At 46.1% G+C, this 19,159-nt stretch carries 13 protein-coding genes; 9 read left to right on the top strand and 4 right to left on the bottom strand.

The genetic code is table 11. The annotated features are described in order from the left end of the window. The first annotated feature begins 120 nt into the window (after positions 1-120). From BMX95_RS08705 to BMX95_RS08675, 7 genes are all read left to right on the top strand, one after another. A complete protein-coding gene (locus tag BMX95_RS08705; protein ID WP_081197345.1) occupies positions 121-777 on the top strand; it encodes a metal-dependent transcriptional regulator in 657 nt (218 codons plus the stop codon). Between the two features lie 48 nt (positions 778-825). Then, a complete protein-coding gene (locus tag BMX95_RS08700) occupies positions 826-1,695 on the top strand; it encodes an AraC family transcriptional regulator (protein ID WP_081197344.1) in 870 nt (289 codons plus the stop codon). Between the two features lie 72 nt (positions 1,696-1,767). Beyond that, on the top strand, positions 1,768-2,310 hold the full coding sequence (locus tag BMX95_RS08695) for a YceI family protein (RefSeq protein ID WP_081197343.1): 543 nt from the start codon (positions 1,768-1,770) through the stop codon (positions 2,308-2,310). A 289-nt stretch (positions 2,311-2,599) separates the two neighbouring features. After that, the gene (locus BMX95_RS08690; RefSeq protein WP_081197514.1) at positions 2,600-3,133 is read left to right on the top strand and encodes a YceI family protein; all 534 of its coding nucleotides are present in this window, start codon (positions 2,600-2,602) and stop codon (positions 3,131-3,133) included. 101 nt (positions 3,134-3,234) lie between these two features. Then, positions 3,235-4,170 carry a ring-cleaving dioxygenase gene (locus tag BMX95_RS08685; protein WP_081197342.1) on the top strand — a complete coding sequence of 312 codons (936 nt, stop codon included), beginning with the start codon at positions 3,235-3,237 and terminating at the stop codon, positions 4,168-4,170. Position 4,171: 1 nt separating this feature from the next. Then, positions 4,172-4,795 carry an alpha/beta hydrolase gene (locus BMX95_RS08680; RefSeq protein WP_081197341.1) on the top strand — a complete coding sequence of 208 codons (624 nt, stop codon included), beginning with the start codon at positions 4,172-4,174 and terminating at the stop codon, positions 4,793-4,795. Between the two features lie 22 nt (positions 4,796-4,817). Continuing rightward, positions 4,818-5,138, top strand: a complete 321-nt coding sequence (locus BMX95_RS08675; RefSeq protein WP_081197340.1) for a hypothetical protein — start codon at positions 4,818-4,820, stop codon at positions 5,136-5,138. Positions 5,139-5,266: 128 nt separating this feature from the next. On the opposite strand, the gene BMX95_RS08670 is transcribed toward BMX95_RS08675, so the two are convergent. From BMX95_RS08670 to BMX95_RS08660, 3 genes are all read right to left on the bottom strand, one after another. After that, positions 5,267-6,424, bottom strand: coding sequence for an efflux RND transporter periplasmic adaptor subunit (locus tag BMX95_RS08670; protein ID WP_081197339.1), 1,158 nt, complete (start codon positions 6,422-6,424; stop codon positions 5,267-5,269). A gap of 60 nt (positions 6,425-6,484) precedes the next feature. Next, a complete protein-coding gene (locus BMX95_RS08665) occupies positions 6,485-9,718 on the bottom strand; it encodes an efflux RND transporter permease subunit (RefSeq protein ID WP_081197338.1) in 3,234 nt (1,077 codons plus the stop codon). A 107-nt stretch (positions 9,719-9,825) separates the two neighbouring features. Continuing rightward, positions 9,826-11,235, bottom strand: coding sequence for a TolC family protein (locus tag BMX95_RS08660; RefSeq protein ID WP_165758797.1), 1,410 nt, complete (start codon positions 11,233-11,235; stop codon positions 9,826-9,828). Between the two features lie 318 nt (positions 11,236-11,553). On the opposite strand from BMX95_RS08660, the gene BMX95_RS08655 reads away from it, so the two are divergent. Continuing rightward, entirely contained in the window at positions 11,554-12,444 is an 891-nt protein-coding gene (locus BMX95_RS08655) for an AraC family transcriptional regulator (RefSeq protein ID WP_081197336.1), read from the top strand. A gap of 136 nt (positions 12,445-12,580) precedes the next feature. Then, a complete protein-coding gene (locus BMX95_RS08650; protein ID WP_081197335.1) occupies positions 12,581-13,738 on the top strand; it encodes an MFS transporter in 1,158 nt (385 codons plus the stop codon). Between the two features lie 246 nt (positions 13,739-13,984). Here BMX95_RS08650 and BMX95_RS08645 read toward each other — a convergent pair whose 3' ends face one another. Continuing rightward, complete coding sequence (locus tag BMX95_RS08645; protein ID WP_081197334.1) at positions 13,985-18,364, bottom strand: Ig-like domain-containing protein; 4,380 nt, start codon at positions 18,362-18,364, stop codon at positions 13,985-13,987. Between the last annotated feature and the right edge of the window lie 795 nt (positions 18,365-19,159).

Below are 19,159 nucleotides of genomic sequence, written 5' to 3'. Positions count from 1 at the left end.
CAGCGAGATTAAAGTTATCCAAAAATAAATAATTAGATCAATAAAACAATAATAATTAGGCAAGCCTAATATTACGGCTTTTGTCCATCTTTCCCTAATTTGCCCAAAAATCGAGCGCACGTGCATTCATCAGCAGAAGAAAACTATCTGAAAGCCATTTATAAATTACAGGAAGCCAACGGTGAATTGGTAGCTACCTCGGCCCTGGCACAGTTGCTGGGTATACACATGGCTTCCGTTACCGATATGCTTAAAAAGATGAGCACCAAAAAACTGGTGGCTTATCAAAAATCAAAAGGGTTCAAGCTCACGGAAAAAGGAAGACTGGCGGCCATCGGCATCATTCGCAAGCACCGCTTGTGGGAAGTGTTCCTGGTTGATAAACTCGGGTTTCGCTGGGACGAGGTACATGATATTGCCGAACAGCTGGAGCATATCCATAGCCAGGACCTGATCGACAAACTGGACGCCTATCTCGATTTTCCCAAAACCGATCCGCATGGCGATCCCATTCCCGATGCAAAGGGCGTTTTCGCCATCAGCAAATCGGTGTTACTGGCGGCTTTGTCGCCCGGCAGCCAAGGCAAGTTTACCGGCGTTACCGATCACTCCTCGGCTTTTTTGAATTACCTCGACAAGATCGGGCTGTCTTTGGGCGATACCGTAAAAGTGAAAGAAGTGGAAGCATTCGACAAAAATTACACCTTGTTGCTGAAGGGAAAAAAATCGGTAGTGGTAAGTTTTAAAGTAGCCAACAGTTTATTGATCAGCGAATAAGATAATACCGCAAAAAAGATTTATTATTGGTGTTCTTTAAGTAATACCATGTCCTTAAGCAATCCTATACTGGAACTCAACAAATCGGCGGTGAATGTACCCTTTGAGATACACACCACAGAATGGATAGCGCAAAACCGGTTCCAGCAAAACGAAGGTCCCCACCGGCATAATTATTTTGCGATCATTTGGGTAAAAAAAGGCTCCGGCACCCATTTGATCGACCTGGAGAAGTATGAACTGGAGGATAATACCGTTTACTGTATTACCCCCGGTCAGGTACATGACCTGAAAGCAACCGGCCACATTGAAGGGTATGTGATCTCCTTTATGGCTGAGTTCCTGGGCGGCGCCGAAGAAAATTATGACCTCCTGTTCAATACCGGCTTATTCTATACTTTTTCCAATTCCCCGGTGATTAAAGTAAGCTGGGATATGGGGGAAGAAATGCAGGATGCCGTTAATAAAATGCTGAAGGAGTTCAATAACTTCTTCCTGTTGCGGGCCGAGATCCTGCGGGGTTTTCTAAAGATCTTCCTGATCTACCTTACCCGGCAGTATGAACGGCCAAAAGAAAATGAAGCCCACTCGAAAAGCATTGACCTGGTAAAACAATTCTTTGCCCTGGTTGAAAAGCAGTATACCACCAAAAAGATGGTTACTGATTATGCCGAAGAGCTGGCTGTTACGCCCAACCACCTGAATGAAGTGGTAAAGAAAATAACCGGTTCCCCCGCCAGTCATCATATTCAACAACGTATTATCCTCGAAGCCAAACGGCAGGCCGTGTATTCACGGGTTACCATGAAAGAGATTGCCTATGAGCTGGGTTTTGATGATACCGCCCATTTCAGCAAATTCTTTAAAAACGCCTCCGGGGAAAGCTTCTCTGATTTCCGGGCACGCAATCAGCCATAAAATATACAACATTATCCTGCGATCGTCAATTGCCTCCGGACCTGATATTCTGTTATTTTGTTAGTTGAAATTATGAGTACAAGCGTAAAACAAGCAACCTGGGCCATCGACCCCATTCACTCAACCATCCGGTTCGATGCCAAATACCTGTTGATCACTTCTGTATCAGGTTGGTTCAGGGAGTTTGAAGGAACCGTGGTGAGCGGACAGGATGGTTTTTGTAACAGCGAGATCAATCTCACCATATATGTAAATGCACTGACAACCGGTAATGAGGAACGCGACAATCACCTGCGTTCGCCCGATTTCTTTGATGCCCGGCAATTCCCGATGATCCAGTTCAGATCGACCGGGGTTACCATGCAGGATAAGAATATACATGTAACCGGCATATTAACCGTAAAAGGTATAGAGCATCCCTTTTCTTTCACGGCTAACTTTTTGGGTATGTGTGCCGACCCCATGGGCAATACCAAGGCGGCATTTGATATGGACACCGTACTAAATCGTAAAGATTTTAATATTACCTGGAACCAGCTGTTCGACAAGAATGGTTTACTGTTAAGTGATGAAGTAAAAGTGCATTGCGATCTGCAGCTGTTGAAGCTGAGTTAAAGACAGAAGGCAAAGGGCAGAGGGCGGAGAAAATACACTTAATAAATAATTAATCTGTAGCTAGTGGGAATACCTGCTGGCTTTTTTATTTTAACGCTCCTTTTGTCTTTCTCTCTGCCCTCTGCCCCGGTTTACCATTTGCAGCAAATAACCCATTAAAAACCACCATTTTCGCGAGGCTCCATAAAATGTACAACAGATTCCATCATATCACTATTCTCTACCTCCCATTTCCGGGCGAAATTTGTGGAGTCAATAAATGATAATCACAACCAAAAAATACAAACACATGTCACAAGTTAAATGGTCTCTCGATCCGATGCACAGTGAAATTACTTTTAAAGTAAAACACCTTATGATCTCTACCGTTAGCGGTCGTTTCAACAGTTTTGATGTAACCGCTACTACCGAAGGCGACAACTTCAGCAAAGTAAACTCTGTGGAAACCTCTATCGATGTATCTTCTATCGATACCAACAACGAGCAAAGAGATGGCCACCTGAAATCTGACGATTTCTTCAGCGTTGCCAACCACAACCACATTGCTTTTAAAAGCAGCAAACTGGAATTGAATGGCGAAGAAGGTAAACTGACTGGTGATTTAACCATCAAAGGTATTACCAAACCCGTAGTATTGAATGTAGAAAGCGGTGGCGTAGTAGTTGACCCCTACGGACAAACAAAAGCTGGTTTTACTGTAACCGGTAAAATAAGCAGAAAAGAATTTGGTTTAACCTGGAGCGCAGTTACCGAAGCCGGTAATGTTGTAGTAGGTGACGATATCCGTTTCAATGCGGAGATCCAGCTGGTAAAACAAGCTTAATGTTCATGGCCTGGGTGAAACGCCTCCCCTGTTGAAAGGCAGGCGTTTCACCCGGATACAGCCAAACAAACCTTAGCCTTTCACATTTTGAACTAACAATTATGGAAGATAAAATACTGGGCATACATCACATTACGGCGATAGCCGGCGAAGCCCAACGCAATTTCGATTTTTATACAAAAGTGCTTGGTTTAAGATTAGTAAAGAAAACCGTGAATTTTGATGACCCGCACACGTATCACTTTTATTATGGTAATGAAAATGGCACCCCAGGTACCATTCTTACCTTCTTTCCCTGGACGCACGTACACCCCGGCCGTTTAGGTACCGGTATGGCTACCGATATCGGTTATGCGGTGCCTGCAGGCAGCCTTGGTTTCTGGAGCAATCAGTTTGAAAAGCACCAGGTACGGTTCGGACAGGTTGACGAACAGTTCGGCGAACAGATCCTTCGTTTTGAAGATCCGGACGGTTTGCGCATCCAGCTGGTGGAAGCCGGTGCCGACAACCGCACTCCCTGGGAAACCAGCGACATTAAAAAAGACACCGCCATTAAAGGATTTCACAGTATTGTGTTAACCCTTCGAAATATAAAACCTACCGCCAGCATTCTGACCGATATCTTCGGTTATAAATTACTGAAGCAGGAAGGTAACCGGTATCGCTTTGTAACCGATGCCATCGAAAACGCCGCCATTGTTGATCTGGTGGAAGAACCTGAAGTTACACATGGACTGGTAGCCGGTGGTACCAATCACCACGTTGCTTTTCGCGTAAAGAACGATCAGTTGCTGATGCAATACCGCGAAAAGATCGCCAGCAAAGGTTATAATATAACACCGAAAATAGACCGAAATTACTTTTACTCTTTGTATTTCCGCGAACCAGGTGGCGTGTTGTTTGAGCTGGCTACCGATAATCCTGGTTTTGCAATAGATGAACCGGTGAATGAATTGGGTACCCATTTGAAACTGCCCGCGCAATATGAAAGCGATCGGGAAACGATAGAAAAAGTATTACCCAAACTGGTACAGTAATATGCACACAAAACAAGTTATAAAAGCAGGGAACCAAACAGGCGAAGCCACCAAAGCATTGGTGATGCTACACGGACGTGGCGGCAGTGCGGAAGATATTCTGGGTTTAGCGCAGTATTTGCCGGTAAATGACTTCGCGCTGTTTGCGCCCCAGGCTACCAACAATACGTGGTATCCCTATTCATTTCTGGCTGCGCCAAAAGACAATGAACCCTGGTTATCGGGCGCGCTGGCAGTGGTAAAGGAATTAGTGGCAGATATCGAGGCAAGCGGTATTAAACCAGAGAACATCTATTTCCTGGGTTTTTCGCAGGGCGCCTGTTTAACGCTGGAATACGTAACGCGCAATGCTGCCAAATATGGCGGTGCCGTGGCTTTTACCGGCGGTTTAATCGGCGACAGGATCTATAAAGAGAATTATTCGGGTGATTTTGCAGGAACGCCTGTTTTCATAGGTACCAGCGATCCCGACCCGCATGTTCCGGTTGACCGGGTACTGGCTTCTACCCAAATTCTGACAGACATGCATGCCCAGGTTACTCAAAAGATCTATAAGAATATGGGGCATACCATCAATCAGGATGAGATCAATCAGGCGAGTGAATTAATCTTCAAAGAATCCTAACTTTGAACCAAACACATTCACTATGTACGCATACGACACCATCACCGAAGCAGTGGCCGATCTGAAAAAACGCGGGTATTCGCACGATTTTAATATCAGTAATAACCGGCTTGTTTGCGACCAACTCGGTAAGCAATATGACCACGATGATTTTGAGATAAAGGAAGTATACCGGTTTGAAGGCCCCAGCGACCCAGCCGATGAAGCAGTTGTATTTGCCATTGAAGCCCCCTCAGGTGCATTGGGCATTTTAGTAGACGGATATGGCACGTATAATGACGACGATAATACTGAGTTTGTAAAGCAGTTACATGAGCGAATAGTTAACAGGTTGAAAGGTTAACAGACAGCAAGTAAAATGAAAAACCTGATAAATCAAAAGCCTCCCGATGCACCGGGAGGCTTTTTGCTTTTTCCTATGTTTATTGATAACTGAGACGTGTTAACTTGTAAACGTGTCAACCCTATCAACTACTTCTTCACATTAACCGCACTTCCATCTCTCACTTCCTCACTACCTGTTTTCACAATAGTATCTCCGCCGGTCAACTCACCAAACACTTCCACTTTACCATCATTCTCACGGCCTTTCTTTACATCTACCCATTCCGCTTTTCCATTTACTACCCTGATCACAAACACTCTTTCCTGCGAGCTTACAACAGCCGATTTAGGCAGAATGAATGAACTGTCCTTAGTCGACAAAGGAATGCTCACACTCGATACCATGCCGGGTAATAATCTCTTTTTCTCATTGGCCACATCCATCTCTATGCGTTGAGAACGCAGTTTCAGATCGAGTGCGCCAGCCAGTCTTTTTACCTGGGCGGTGAATTTTTCGTTGGGGAAAGCATTTACGGTAAAGTTCACTTTATCCTGTTGATCGAGGTAACCGCTATACGCTTCCGGAACATAGATCACCAAACGCAATTTCTTTTGCTCCTGCAGGGTGAACAGCGGGAACTCAGAACCTTTACCGGAAGGGCCTACATAGGCGCCGGGGTTGGCGTTACGGGTGGTGATCACGCCATTGAAAGGCGCCCTGATCTCCAGGTATCCCTTTCTGTCGGCAACTTCGCGGGACTGCGCTTTTGCCGCATCCCATTGTGCAAAATCAGAGTTCTTTTTAGCCAGGGCCTGGTCCAGGTCGTTTTGAGAAACGGTACCCGGTGTTTTGCTGGTTTCCAGTAAGCGGTCGTAATTGGCTTTACTGGCTATATAAATGGCTTCCTGCGATTTCAATCTTGACTGGGCAGCTGATTCCAGTGAGGTCAGTTCAGGCGCTTCCATGGTAGCCAGCAATTGGCCGGCCTTTACTTCAGAGCCTACATCTGCATACAACTTTTTTACAAAGCTGTTTTCTTTTGCATACAGGTCAACCTGTTGAAAAGCGATCAGCTCACCGGGGATCGACAAATTAGTAGACAGCATGCCTTTTTGTAAAGGCACTGTTTCCAGGGCGGGTACAGCAGCGGGGGCTTCCACTTTATTTTTGGCGGGTTCTTCTCCGTTGGTCTCTTTACAGGCGGGTAATAAAGCCATCAGGCCAACGCCTGCGATCAGGGCCAAAGGAGTATTGACTAATGACGTCAGACCCTTTGCTTTATGTATTAAATTTCTCAGTTGCATATGCGCTGTTTTCTATGGTATTCTTACAAAATTACTATTTACTAAAAACGTTTTACAATCCTATACGGCGTCTGCCTCATAAAATTTACTTTCCTGATCGGTTGGGTCCAGTGACACCGATTTGGTGGTTGTTTTACCCTGCATCCAGGCAAAAACCATGGGCAGAATAAACAGGGCCGCGAAAGTAGAAGCGATCAAACCGCCGATAACGGCACGTCCCAGCGGCGAAGCCTGATCACCGCCTTCACCCAAACCTGAAGCCATCGGGATCATACCAGCCACCATCGCAATGGTGGTCATCAGGATAGGGCGTAACCGCAGTGCGGCTGCTTCCCGGGCCGATTCCCAGGCATTGCCATTGTGTAACCGCAGGTGTTCTGCATTGGTAATTAACAGTACCGAGTTGGCAATGGATACCCCCACCGACATGATGATACCCATATACGATTGCAGGTTAAGGGTAGAACCGGTCATTGTCAGCATGATCAGTGACCCAAGAATTACCGCCGGAATGGTGGCCAGGATCACCAGTGATACTTTGAACGACTGGAAGTTCGCTGCCAGCATCAGGAAGATCACTACGATAGCTACTAACAAACCGCTCTGTAAGCTATCCAGCGTATCGGTCAATACGTTCGTTAAACCTATTGGTTCAATGGTTAAACCGCGTGGCAATTCACCCATCGATGCCAGGGCTTTCTGTACATCACGCGCTGCAGAACCAAGGTCTTTATGATTTATATTGGCGGTAACGCTTAACACAGGCATAGCACCCAGGTTATCGTTTTCGCCGTATGTTGTATCGGGAGTTATGGTAGCCACATCACTTAATACAGGGCGTGGTTGATTGGTCAGCACAGGGACCTCACCAATGCTGTTAAGGCTGGTCATTTTATTCTCCGGTACGTATACCATTACCCCATATGACAGGTTCGATTTTTCATCTACCCACACGTTCTTTTCGGTATACCGGGATGATGAGGTGGAAGTGATCAGCGAACGCGAGATGTCGCTCACATCTACGCCCAATTGCGCGGCCTTGTTCCGGTCAATATTGATATTGAGCGCGGGGTACTTGGTGCTTTGACCCAGCTGCACATCACGCAGATAAGAGATCTCTTTTAATTTGGCAATTACCTTATTGGCATATGCCTCGTTTTGCTTTTTATTTCTACCCGCAATACGTACTTCTATAGGAGTGGGTGAACCCTGGCTCAGGATCTTATCGGTTAACTGAATAGGTTCAAACGATAATTTCACATCGGGCATGGTAGTGGCCAGTTTCTCCCTGATCCTTTCTTTCAGCTTATCCAGGTTTTCCTCATATTCTTCGCTCAACTGTACCTGCACCACCGCTTCATTGGGCCCGGGCATAAACAGGTAAATAGGGCTGGTACTGAACAAACCGGGGTGTTGCCCAATATAAGCCGAGGTAACCGAAATATTCTTTTTGCCTACCAGCTCATCCAGGTTGGCCAGGGCTTTCAGCATGTATCCTTCCGTACGTTCAATACGGGTGCCCTCTGGTGCGCGTAACCGAAGCTGGAACTGTCCGCTGTTGGTTTGGGGCAGTACGTCGCGGCCGATGCTATTCAGCAATAGTACCGCTGCACCACTTACCAGTACCACATAGGCAATCACCACTGGTTTCCGCACCACATACAAACGGCCCAGGAAACGCAGGAAGCGGTTCCGCAGTTTTTCAAAACGGCTCAGATCCTTCTCTTCTTTTTCCAGCAGCATTTTCTTTTGGTCCCAGGTATCATGGTCACCGGCAATGGCGGCATGCATTTTCTCCTGGGAATCATGATTGGCAGGGTGTGCTTTCATGATCCAGTTGGCCAGAATAGGCACGAATGTTTGCGCCAGGAAATAAGAAGTGATCATGGAGAATGCAATGGCCAGGGCCAGCGGCAGGAACAAAGAACCCGGGATACCGCCCATCGTGAACGCCGGCGCAAAAACCGCCAGAATACACAACAGGATCAGCAATTTGGGAAAGGCTATTTCCTTACACGCATCCCAGATGGCCGTCGCCTTCGACTTGCCCATGGCAAAGTGCTGGTGTATATTTTCTATCGTCACCGTCGATTCATCGACCAGGATACCAATGGCGAGCGACAGACCACTCAGCGTCATGATATTGATGGTTTGATGGAACAGCGACAGGAACAACACGCCTGAGATAATAGAAGTAGGAATGGTCAGGATCACGATCAACGCACCCCGGGCATCACCCAGGAACAACAACACCATTAAACCGGTAAGAATGGCGCCAATGGCACCTTCAGAGATCAAACTCTTTACCGAGTTAATTACATATACCGACTGGTCGAATTCATACGACAGTTTTACATCATCTGGTAGCTGGGCCTGGAATTTAGGCATCGCCTTTTTCAGGTTCTGCACCACTTCCCAGGTACTGGCATCGGCCGATTTGGTAATGGGCAGGTATACCGAGCGTTTTCCATTTACCAGGGCGAAACCGGAAGTAATATCTGCACCATCTTCTACTGTGGCCACATCCCGCAGATACACGTTCTGAACACTGCCTTTAAATAAAGGAATGTTCTCAAAATCTTTTACGGTTTTGATGAGGGTATTGGTAGGGGTAATATAGTTCTTATCACCGATACGTACGTTACCGGAAGGCGTCGTTTGGTTGTTGATACGAATGGCGGCCACCAGCTGATCGGGCGTCATATTGTGCGCGCGCAGCAACTCGGGGTCGGCTTTAATTACGATGGTACGAACGTTACCACCAAAAGGCGCCGGTGAAACCAGACCTGGAATAGAGGTAAAGGCAGAACGCACATATACGTTGGCCAGGTCCATCAGTTCGTTATTGCTACGGGTAGGACTGCTTAACACCAGCTGCCCCACCGGCAGCGTGGAAGCATCGAACCGCAGGATAAACGGTGGCTGCGATCCATTGGGGAAGATCGCCTGCGCACGGTTGGAGTAAGCGCTGACCTCCGCTGCAGCCTGGGCCATATTGGTTCCGGGATAGAAGGACAGCTTCATCAACGTTAGACCCTGAATATTTTTTGTCTCGATGCTTTTTACACCAGATACATACAACAACAGGTTCACATAGTTCTTACCGAAGAAGGCTTCCATTTGGGTAGGGGTATAACCACCAAATGGGTGGGAAATATAAATAACGGGCAGATCGAGAGAAGGGAAGATGTCTATTTTGATGCTCCGCACGGCGCTAACACCAAAAAAGCACAACCCCGCTACCAACACCAGTATCGTTATGGGTTTCCGTAATGCTAATCTAATCAGATTCATAAACTCTATTTAGGGAATACTAACTTTTGTCTATTGTCTAACTTTCCAGGCATGTCATGGTTTTGAACCGTGGCACGCCTTGTTGCCTGGTCTTATTGCCTTGTCTCTTACTTAACTTGTTTTACAAAAAGGTCGAAATCGCCGGCAGAGGCTGCTTTCAGTAACAACGACTGCCATACATTAATATAGGCCACATTCAGATCTGCTTCGGCCCGGTTCAATGCATATTGCGCCTGTTGTACGTCAACGATGTTGGTCAATCCATTTTTATATAAAACGCTTTTTTGCAAATAGGCATCGGAAGCCGCTTTGAATTGTACCGGTACTTCCTGCACACTTTGCAAACTGTTCTGAATGCGCTGATCGGCCAGTACCAGTTGGTCCTGCAGTTGGGTGGTCACCAGTTCGTATTCATTTTTATAAGCTTCAGTAAGGAACTGCTGTGCTTTTACCTGGTTCTTTATTTTTGCCAGGCTGGTAATATTCCAGGCAATAGACACCCCGGCCACATAGTTGGTACGGGTAGGTTTTATGCCTTCAAAATAATCGTGTGAATATTTGGGATTGGTAGGTGTATACGTATAATCGAATCCGGAACCCTTGGTTTGAATAATACCAAACAAGTTCAAACCCGGTAAAATACTTCTCTTGAGGTACGCAGCGGTATAGTCGCTTTGATTGATGCGTGCCTGGAAGAACTTCACCTGTGGGTTTTGAGAAATAGCCACATTGGTGTTGAGCTCAACCGGCGCCTTATTTATATAGGTAGTATCGAGGCTAAACGCTGTAGGGGGTACGTTTAGCAACTGCGCCAGCAGGTTACGATATTGCAGTTCGCTGTTCCGGGCATCGATGATGGCCAGCCGCGCCCGTGATACTTCCGAATTAGCGATGGAGGAATCAACGCCGGCATTTAAACCGGTACGGGTACGCGCCGTAACCACTTCTTTTACATATAAAGCCCGGTCAAGATTTGATTCTGCTGTCTTCAACAAACGTTGAGCGGTAAGCAGGTTTAAATAAGCACCGGCAATTTTTACGCTTTGGATAAACTGTTCCTGCATCAGATCGGCTGAATCACGTTGCACCTGTGCGGTAGCCAGGTTGATCTTTGATTTCAACCGGCCAAATGAATATACTTCCCAGTTGGTATTTAAAAAGTATAACCCGCCAAAAGAGGAGTTCCAGTTTTGGTTAGGGCTTACCGGACCGCTTGATGACACACCGGCTATACCACCTACTGCCGCCAGTGGACCGTATTGACCGTTGATATTACCAAAATCCTGTTGTACGGAGGCGATCACGTTGGGCAAATACTCATTGCGGGTGTTTTGCACCAATGCAGTCGACGCATTCAGGTAACTACGTTTTGCCTGTATGCTTTGGTAATTTTTTAATCCGGTATTAATGGCGTCAGACAAAGTCAACGGTTGTGTTGATTGCGCTGTTGCGTTTTCCTGAGTGCCCAGCAATAGCAAACCTATTATAGCAAGAGCCGGGAATGCATTAATCCGCATAGTACTTTTTTGGGTTGTTGATGTATTTAGAGATCTTAACCCATAACTTCTTTCGCGTAAGAACATGTTTGGTTGTTAATTGAGCGTTAACGAAGGAACGTCTCTTCTATACAGAAGAAGATATACTTCGCTTTTTTAATCTGATTTTAATGGCTGCATCGTAGCAGGGTCGTTATGTTTGTCCCTGTTCATCAGGCAGGTTATCAATGATTGGACAAATGTTCAGGATATACATGTTTGCTATAGGACTGTAAAATTGCAAATACCTGCCGGATATTCACTTGTACAATTTTGGGTTTATTCTGTACATTTACAGGTATGAACGTAGAACACCTCCACCATCCCTTCGAGATCGTTTACAAGGAGACCGATGAAGTGCTGAAACCTGCCCACAAGCACAACTTCTTTGAACTGGTTTATATCATCGACGGCACTGGCACTCACTGCATTAATAAAAATAAATTCGAGTATTGCAACGGTCATTTGTTTCTGCTTACCCCCCAGGACGTGCATAAAGTAACTGTTAAAACAACTACAAAATTTTTCCTGATCCGTTTCAATGACATCTATTTCAAGTCGCAAAACGAACAGGCCAACAGCCTGCAAAAAGAATGGATCAATAAGCTGGAATACATTTTCCATAACACCACCCATTCACCCGGCTGCATCTTGAAAGGGATGAGCGATCGCGTACTGGTAAAGGCATTGATAGACGGATTGATAAAAGAACACATCAATAAAGAACCCTATCACCAGGAGATCATTCATCAGATAGTGAACACGGTGATCTCAATTGTGGCCCGCAACATATATATAAAGGTACCCAAGCGCATGAAACCCGATGCCAATAATGATGATACTACACTAAAGATCATCCATTATGTGCAGTCCAATATTTATAAACCCGAATTATTAAAGGCAGAGCAGATTGCCAACGCCTTTCAGATCTCCGTCAATTACCTCAGCGAATATTTTAAAAAGCATACCGGCGAAACCTTACAAACCTACATCACCAACTACAAACTCAGGCTGGTAGAAGCAAGACTGATCCACAGCGATATGCGTATTAACGAGATTGCCTTTGAATTACATTTCACTGACGAAAGCCATTTGAACCGCATCTTTAAAAAATACAAAGGCGTTAGCCCAACCGGTTATCGAAAACAGGTAATGGTTGATAAGAAATTGGTAGTAGCGGCTACAGCTTAGTTCAGCGTTCCCAGTTTAAAGTTGAAAGTTCAAAGTTCAGAGTTGAAAGTTTAAGGTTTAAGGTTTCCTGAACCTCGAACCGTAAACGTCCCTATAAATAAATTGATTGACCCATTAATCTCGTTGTATTCTTAGTATGACTAGTGCTCCAATCAGCGACTCGCCCCGGAAATCCCGTATTGCAACCGCTGTTTTCTTTTTTGTTTCAGGTTTTGGATTTTCGTCCTGGGCCTCCCGCATCCCTACCATTCAACAGAATTTGCATTTGAGTGAAGGACAGCTTGGTGCGGTTCTCTTTGCTTTACCAGCTGGTTTGATGTGCACCCTGCCTGTTACCGGTTATCTATTGCGCCGTTTCAGCAGCCGTTACATCATGTTCGCCGGTGCCGTTCTGTTCAATATTATGTTGTGCCTGGTTGGGTTTACCCAACAGACCTGGCAACTGGTGGTGGTGTTGTTCTTTTTTGGGTCATCCCGTAACCTGTTCAATATTTCGGCCAATGCCCAATCTATTGGGGTGCAAAAACTATACGACCGTTCTATCATTGCCACGTTTCATGCCATTTGGAGTGTAGCCGGTTTTATTGCCGCAGCCCTCGGTTCGCTGCTCGTTTCTTTCAGCGTTCCCCCCTCCTGGCATTTCCTGTCGGTTTGTATTTTACTGACCACGACTTGTATCATCTTCTTCAAGGATAGCGTACACCAGCAACCGCAGCCGCATGAGCGTTTGCAAAAAACAAAATTCAGGATGCCTGATAAGGCCCTGCTTAAACTGGGCTTTATGTGTTTTGCCGCCATGGCCTGCGAAGGTACCATGTACGACTGGAGCGCTATTTACCTGAAAAAAGCCGTGCATGCTTCGAAAGAAATAGCTACTGCGGGTTATGCATTTTATATGGTGGCAGTAACGCTGGGCCGGTTTCTGGGCGATAAACTCGCCAACAGCTTTGGCGTAAAAGCCGTTTTGAAATACAGCGGGCTGTTTATTTTAACCGGATTATTGCTGGCTGCTATTTTCCCTTATATCGTTACTACGGGACTGGGTTTTATGATGGCAGGCTTTGGCTTGTCGTGTGTAGTACCGATGGTGTTCAGCATGGCGGGTAAAGTAAAACACATGAGTGGAGGACCGGCTATTGCAGGCGTTTCAACCATTGGTTACTTTGGCTTTTTAATTGTGCCGCCCATGGTTGGTTTCATTGCAGAAGCATTTAACCTGCGCTGGTCAATAGCCATTATTGCGCTGCTGGGCATTTTGATCACCTGGCTGGTGAGTCAGATGAAAGAAGAATAATTTGCCTGTTAAGTAGTTTCCGTTTACATTGGTGCTTGTCCTTGTTTAAGTAGCTGGTGCCGGTTTCCGGTTACCAGGCCTTCCATGCGGCGTGTTCCATTAATAGTCAGAGGTCTGAAAACTCAAGACCCGGTACCTGGAATCTGGTAACCGGGAACCATAATAAAAAGAACAAGGAACATGGAAGTTCGGGTTGCCCCTCCCTTCCGGTTCCTTGTTTGGTTTTTCCAATATCCTGCTGTTATGCTATAGTTTCACTAACCGGGTTGTACTTACATTACCGGTTTTCTTATTAGTGATCTTCACGATCCAGATGCCTTGTGTCAGTTTCGCTGTTGGGATAGTGATGCTGCTTACACCAGTTACCGACACCGTATATGACTGACTGCTTACCGAAGTACCACTGCTCACGTTCTGCACTTCAATTACCAGCTGGTCGCCGGCTTCAGCATATTTCAACACCTGGGCTGTTGAACCGGAAAGCGGGTTGGGCACTACAGACGCGCCACCTACAGTTGTTGCCATATTGGTTGCTGCCGTTGTTCTGGTTGTTACAGAACAGGCACCTAATGGTTTCCACCACCAGTCAGCTGTACCCGGTGTAACGTTGTACAGGGCATCGGACAGACTTTGATACAGGTTGCCATTGTAGGTTACTTTGTCGCCATTGCTGTAGATCTTTGGATAAGGCTGGTATTCGGCCACACCGGCGCAATTGCCGGTATTACCACCACCACTGCCAACAGTAATGGCTACTGTAGCAGAAGTAGTTGCATTGCCACTGTTGTCAGTTGCTTTTGCAGAAATTGTGTACGTACCATTGGCTACGTTGGTCCAGGTATAGCTGTATGGAGCTGCAGTAGCTTCACCCAGTTTGGCAGCGCCATTGAAGAACTCCACTTTGCTTACCGTACCATCGTTGTCGCTGGCAGTAGCTGAAATAACCACGGTTGCTGGAGCTGTATAAGTAGCGCCTGAAGCAGGTGAAGTCAGCGTTACCACAGGGGCGTTGTTGTTTCCGCCACCGCCGTTACAATCACTGATGTATTTCCACACTTTACCATCGCCCAGGTTCAGATCAGGTTGTTCGTTTTGTGACCACCATTTTGCTTCATACACTTTGTTATTGTACACCACCTGGTTACCACCATTATATACTTTGGTAGCGCTCCAGGCTTCAATGCCATTACAACCGGTACCGCCACCGCCTGTACCTACAGTAACAGACACCGCACCAGTTGTGGTTACGGCACCTTTGTTATCAGTTGCACTGGCAGTCAGTGAATAGGTACCGTTAGCTACATTGGTCCAGGTATAGCTGTAAGGAGCCGAAGTAGCTTCACCCAGTTTGGTACCGCCATTAAAGAATTCCACTTTGCTTACAGTACCATCGTTATCGCTGGCTGATGCCGTGATAGTGATAGTAGCCGGCGCCGTGAAGGTTGCACCAGATGCAGGTGAAGTGATGCTTACTACAGGGGCATTGTTACCACCGCCGCCTGTGTTGCCAGAGAAGTACGGATAGTAATTATTGGCAAATTCATCCCCATTGGCTTTATCCCAGTTTACAGACCAGGTCATGATACCTCTCAGATTAGGATAACCGCTTCCTTTCTTCATTACATAACCGCCACCATATGATTGTCCTTTGATGAGGTAATCCAGCGCTTTCTTCACATTGGCTGGTGCAGTGTAACCTGATCCCGCAGCTGAAGTAGAAGCAGGTAAACCAAAAGCTACCTGGTCTTCACGCAAGGCAGGAAAAGTCTGGCTGGTACCAGCTACAGGGAAACCACTCAGCAGCATCTCGGTCATCGCTACGATGAAATCTGACGTGCTGGAAGTATAGTTCTTGTTGTCCATACCTGTCATTGGACCGGTATTGTACAATTGCGGATGGATGAACTGTAATTCATTACGCAGGCCATAGATCAAGGGCAGGTAAGCACCTACCAATGGGGAATAGGTTGACGCGTAGGCAGCCTGAACATAATAAGTTTCGGGCGCCATGGTCAGCCAGCAATCTTTACCCAGGCCTTTGCGGTAACTGATGATCTCTTTCACGCCGGCGATCAGGTTCACTACTTTAGGGGTAGTTGGGCTCATGAAGTTATTATCGCCATTGTTCAGTACCAGGTTTGAACCGCCTTCAAGGTCAAGATCAAAACCATCGAAGTTATATTGGTCCATCAGCGACTTCATTGAATTCACAAATGAAGTTTTTGCTGCGGTTGTATTCAATTGCAGTATACCGTTCTCACCCCCCAGTGACAACAGTACTTTTCTGCCCTGTGATTGCAGCGTGGCAATATCGGCTTTGAAATCAGCCACTGAAGTACCTTCTGGTGTGAAGACTACAGTAGCCTGATCGCCTGAGGTAACGCCGAAGGCAATCTGAATTACATTGTATTTAGGATTCACATCGCGTAACCGGATGTACGGCGGTGTACCGGAGGTAGTACCCCAGTTGTGCCAGTAGCCTACCAGCACTTTGCTGGTGTTGCCGCCACCTGTATTGGTGTTCACCGTAAATGTTACGGGAGCTGAAGTGGTAGTAGCACCGCTGTTATCGGTAGCTTTTGCCGTGATTGAATAATTGCCGGCATCTACACTGCTCCAGTTAATTGTATACGGAGCAGTAGTGGCTGCACCAAGGCTGGTAGCACCATTGAAGTACTCTACTTTTGACACGGTTCCGTCAGCGTCAGCTGCACTGGCCGTGAGTGTAATACTGGCTGGTGCAGTAAAGGTTGAACCGCTTGTAGGCGCAGTGATCGACACCGTTGGCGCCTGGTTACCTGTAGAACCATTTACTTTTACGGTAATGGCTGCTGAGGTAGTAGTAGCACCGGTGTTATCGGTAGCAATAGCAGTAACGGTATATGTACCGGCTGCTACATTGTTCCAGTTAACAGTATAAGGAGAAGCAGTAACGGAACCAATGCTGGTACCGCCATTGTAGAACTCCACCTTTGAAATGCTGCCATCCGCATCGGCTGCATTAGCAGTAAGCGTAATGTTAGCTGGTGCATTGAACGCAGCGTTGTTGGCAGGTGAAGCAATAGACACAGTTGGCAACTGGTTGCCGGTGCTGCCATTGGCAAACACCTGGTTGATCTTGTTTACCAGTTTTGATTTGGTATTGGCACAGAAGATCAGTTTGGTGCCAGAGGTGCTGGTGGTCATGTCGGTCATATCACCGTATACCTGCCATACAATTACCCCGGCCAGTCCCTGGTCTTTTATATATTGCGCTTTCGCTTCAATTGAACGTTCGTTATCATAGCTCAGGAAATAGTTTCCTTTTACTTTGTAAGGAACCTTGGCGTTATCGTCCCAATAGTCTGTCCAGCCAGAACCGCTGCCGGTAGTCTGCAAAATATAGCTGTAAGGAGGCGTACCATCCCACAGGTCTTTTTGCCAGTTGGTATAGTCGGCGCAGGTTTGAACAGGACCATCGGGTTGAACAGTTTCAGCACGTTTGGTGGTAGCACCATTCAGTGCACCGGTGCTGCTGCAAACAACACCTCTTCCATAAAAAGGAGCACCCAAAGTAACCTTGCTCATGTTAACACCCAGGTTCTTCAATCCTTTTACGGTTCCATCCAATGAAAAACCCTGGTATTCCATGCCGGGATAATCATATAATGGCGCATTGTGACCAGCCTTGTTGCTCCAACCACCGTTATAGTCATACGTCATCATGTCTATGTAGTTGAGTACGTTGTTCAGGCGGGTCCAGTTAAAACCGCTCAGCTTGGAAGGCACGGCCGAGAAACAGGCAGTGATCAGTTTGCTGCTGCCGATGGCAGCCCGTACTTCTTCAGCCAGTGTGGCAAAGTTGTTATAATCATTGGCACTGTAGTGCTCAATGTTCATACCGGGATCGTTAGGATATTCCCAGTCGAAATCGATGCCATCAAAACCCATTGCGATCAGGTCTTTACAGTTGGCCACGAATTTGGCGCGTTTGGCAGCATCGGCAGCTACTTCCGGATAGTGCTTACACATGCTCCAGCCACCAACAGAGGCCATTACTTTTACGCCTTTTGAATGAGCCAGGTCCAATAAACCCGGTTGACCACCTTGTTTATGAATGGCCAAAGGAAAAGCACCGGTTTTGCCGGTATTTACATTCTTCCAACCGGCGCCTTCATTGCGATAGCCCTGGTTGTAGGCATAACTGCCATCAGAAATGTAATACAGGGTTTCCAGTTCACCATACAGCAGGTACAGGTCCCAGCTGCTGTAAATGTCTTCATTCAGCAAGGGAGCAGGGGCCTGAACAGCGCCTACCTGGTAAATATTCTTGTTGCGAAAATCACCACTGTGCAATGAACCATCCTGGGCCACGCCAAAGAATGAGAAGTTCAAAATGGTGTACTGGGAATAATCCACGTTCAAATGGTTATAACCACCTTTGGGAACCAGGTTTGCCACATCTTTCCAGGCATCCCATTGTGTAATATAACCAATCACCTGTTTGTTGTGCTGGGCTGTAGTAGCCGGCACCGAAGGACTCACCTGCGCGTGCGCAGTAGAGAAAAAACAAAGTAAAATAGCCAGTTGAACATACTGCAAACTTCGCCAGTGGCGCCATTTGCGCAGGGTAGACAACACTTTCATACTGTAGGCATTTTTTAAATTAACAATACATACTATAATTAGAAACAATAAATTGGGTCATCAATTCCTGTACGGGCATAGCAGTGGCCTAACGTTGACCACCAACGTTTGAAGCCCATGATTAAGCCGGCTACTCAGCGCAACAGACAAAACACTTCAGACAAAATGAGGTGTTTGCCGCTTGCGAAAAGAAACAGGAACAGCTGTAAGCAATAAGGGGAAATAACAAAGGATTAATGTGGATGCGGGCATGTAATGCTTATACACTATGCATCTGGCATTCCATGTTTGGCATTAAGCGTTATCCGCAACAATCGAAGAAGGTAATTAGTAATTGCAGTAATATAATTGTAGAAGCAGTTGCAAAGTAAAAACTGTTTAATAAACTTTGATTATGAAAGCTGGTTTATTTTTTTCCACATTATAGATCTCCGTTATAGATAGACTGATTATCACAGCAGAATATATATACATCCATACAGGCAATTTTATTATTGACAATTCTTAAGGTTTAAGTCTGCTATATTGTTATAGTAGGGTCCATTGCTAACCTAACCTTATCCTAAACCTTGTCCGGATCTGGTGCTGAACGCAGCGAGTAATTTTACTCTTTTTCATCACCTGTTTCATTTTTAGCCTTGAAAAATTATAAACGTTTTAGCGTTTTGAATTAATTGGAGTGGTTTTTGCCTAATACCTTCTTTGTAGAAATCACTTGCTGTAAGTAGTAATAAAGTTGTAGAGCATCCCTTAGCACTTAAGTGGGTAGTTGACCCGCTTCCCTTGTACTGTATA

The organism is Niastella yeongjuensis (assembly GCF_900110245.1).
GTDB classification, from domain to species: Bacteria; Bacteroidota; Bacteroidia; order Chitinophagales; family Chitinophagaceae; genus Niastella; species Niastella yeongjuensis.
Note: the sequence above shows the minus strand (reverse complement) of the source record. Positions and strands in the feature narration are given on the sequence as shown.

Excerpts from the sequence above, each read along its gene's own strand:
- BMX95_RS08700 (WP_081197344.1), top strand. The coding sequence starts at position 826 with ATGTCCTTAAGCAATCCTATACTGGAACTCAACAAATCGGCGGTGAAT.
- BMX95_RS08695 (WP_081197343.1), top strand. The coding sequence starts at position 1,768 with ATGAGTACAAGCGTAAAACAAGCAACCTGGGCCATCGACCCCATTCAC.
- BMX95_RS08690 (WP_081197514.1), top strand. The coding sequence starts at position 2,600 with ATGTCACAAGTTAAATGGTCTCTCGATCCGATGCACAGTGAAATTACT.
- BMX95_RS08685 (WP_081197342.1), top strand. The coding sequence starts at position 3,235 with ATGGAAGATAAAATACTGGGCATACATCACATTACGGCGATAGCCGGC.
- BMX95_RS08680 (WP_081197341.1), top strand. The coding sequence starts at position 4,172 with ATGCACACAAAACAAGTTATAAAAGCAGGGAACCAAACAGGCGAAGCC.
- BMX95_RS08675 (WP_081197340.1), top strand. The coding sequence starts at position 4,818 with ATGTACGCATACGACACCATCACCGAAGCAGTGGCCGATCTGAAAAAA.
- BMX95_RS08670 (WP_081197339.1), bottom strand. The coding sequence starts at position 6,424 with ATGCAACTGAGAAATTTAATACATAAAGCAAAGGGTCTGACGTCATTA.
- BMX95_RS08665 (WP_081197338.1), bottom strand. The coding sequence starts at position 9,718 with ATGAATCTGATTAGATTAGCATTACGGAAACCCATAACGATACTGGTG.
- BMX95_RS08660 (WP_165758797.1), bottom strand. The coding sequence starts at position 11,235 with ATGCGGATTAATGCATTCCCGGCTCTTGCTATAATAGGTTTGCTATTG.
- BMX95_RS08655 (WP_081197336.1), top strand. The coding sequence starts at position 11,554 with ATGAACGTAGAACACCTCCACCATCCCTTCGAGATCGTTTACAAGGAG.
- BMX95_RS08650 (WP_081197335.1), top strand. The coding sequence starts at position 12,581 with ATGACTAGTGCTCCAATCAGCGACTCGCCCCGGAAATCCCGTATTGCA.
- BMX95_RS08645 (WP_081197334.1), bottom strand. The coding sequence starts at position 18,364 with ATGAAAGTGTTGTCTACCCTGCGCAAATGGCGCCACTGGCGAAGTTTG.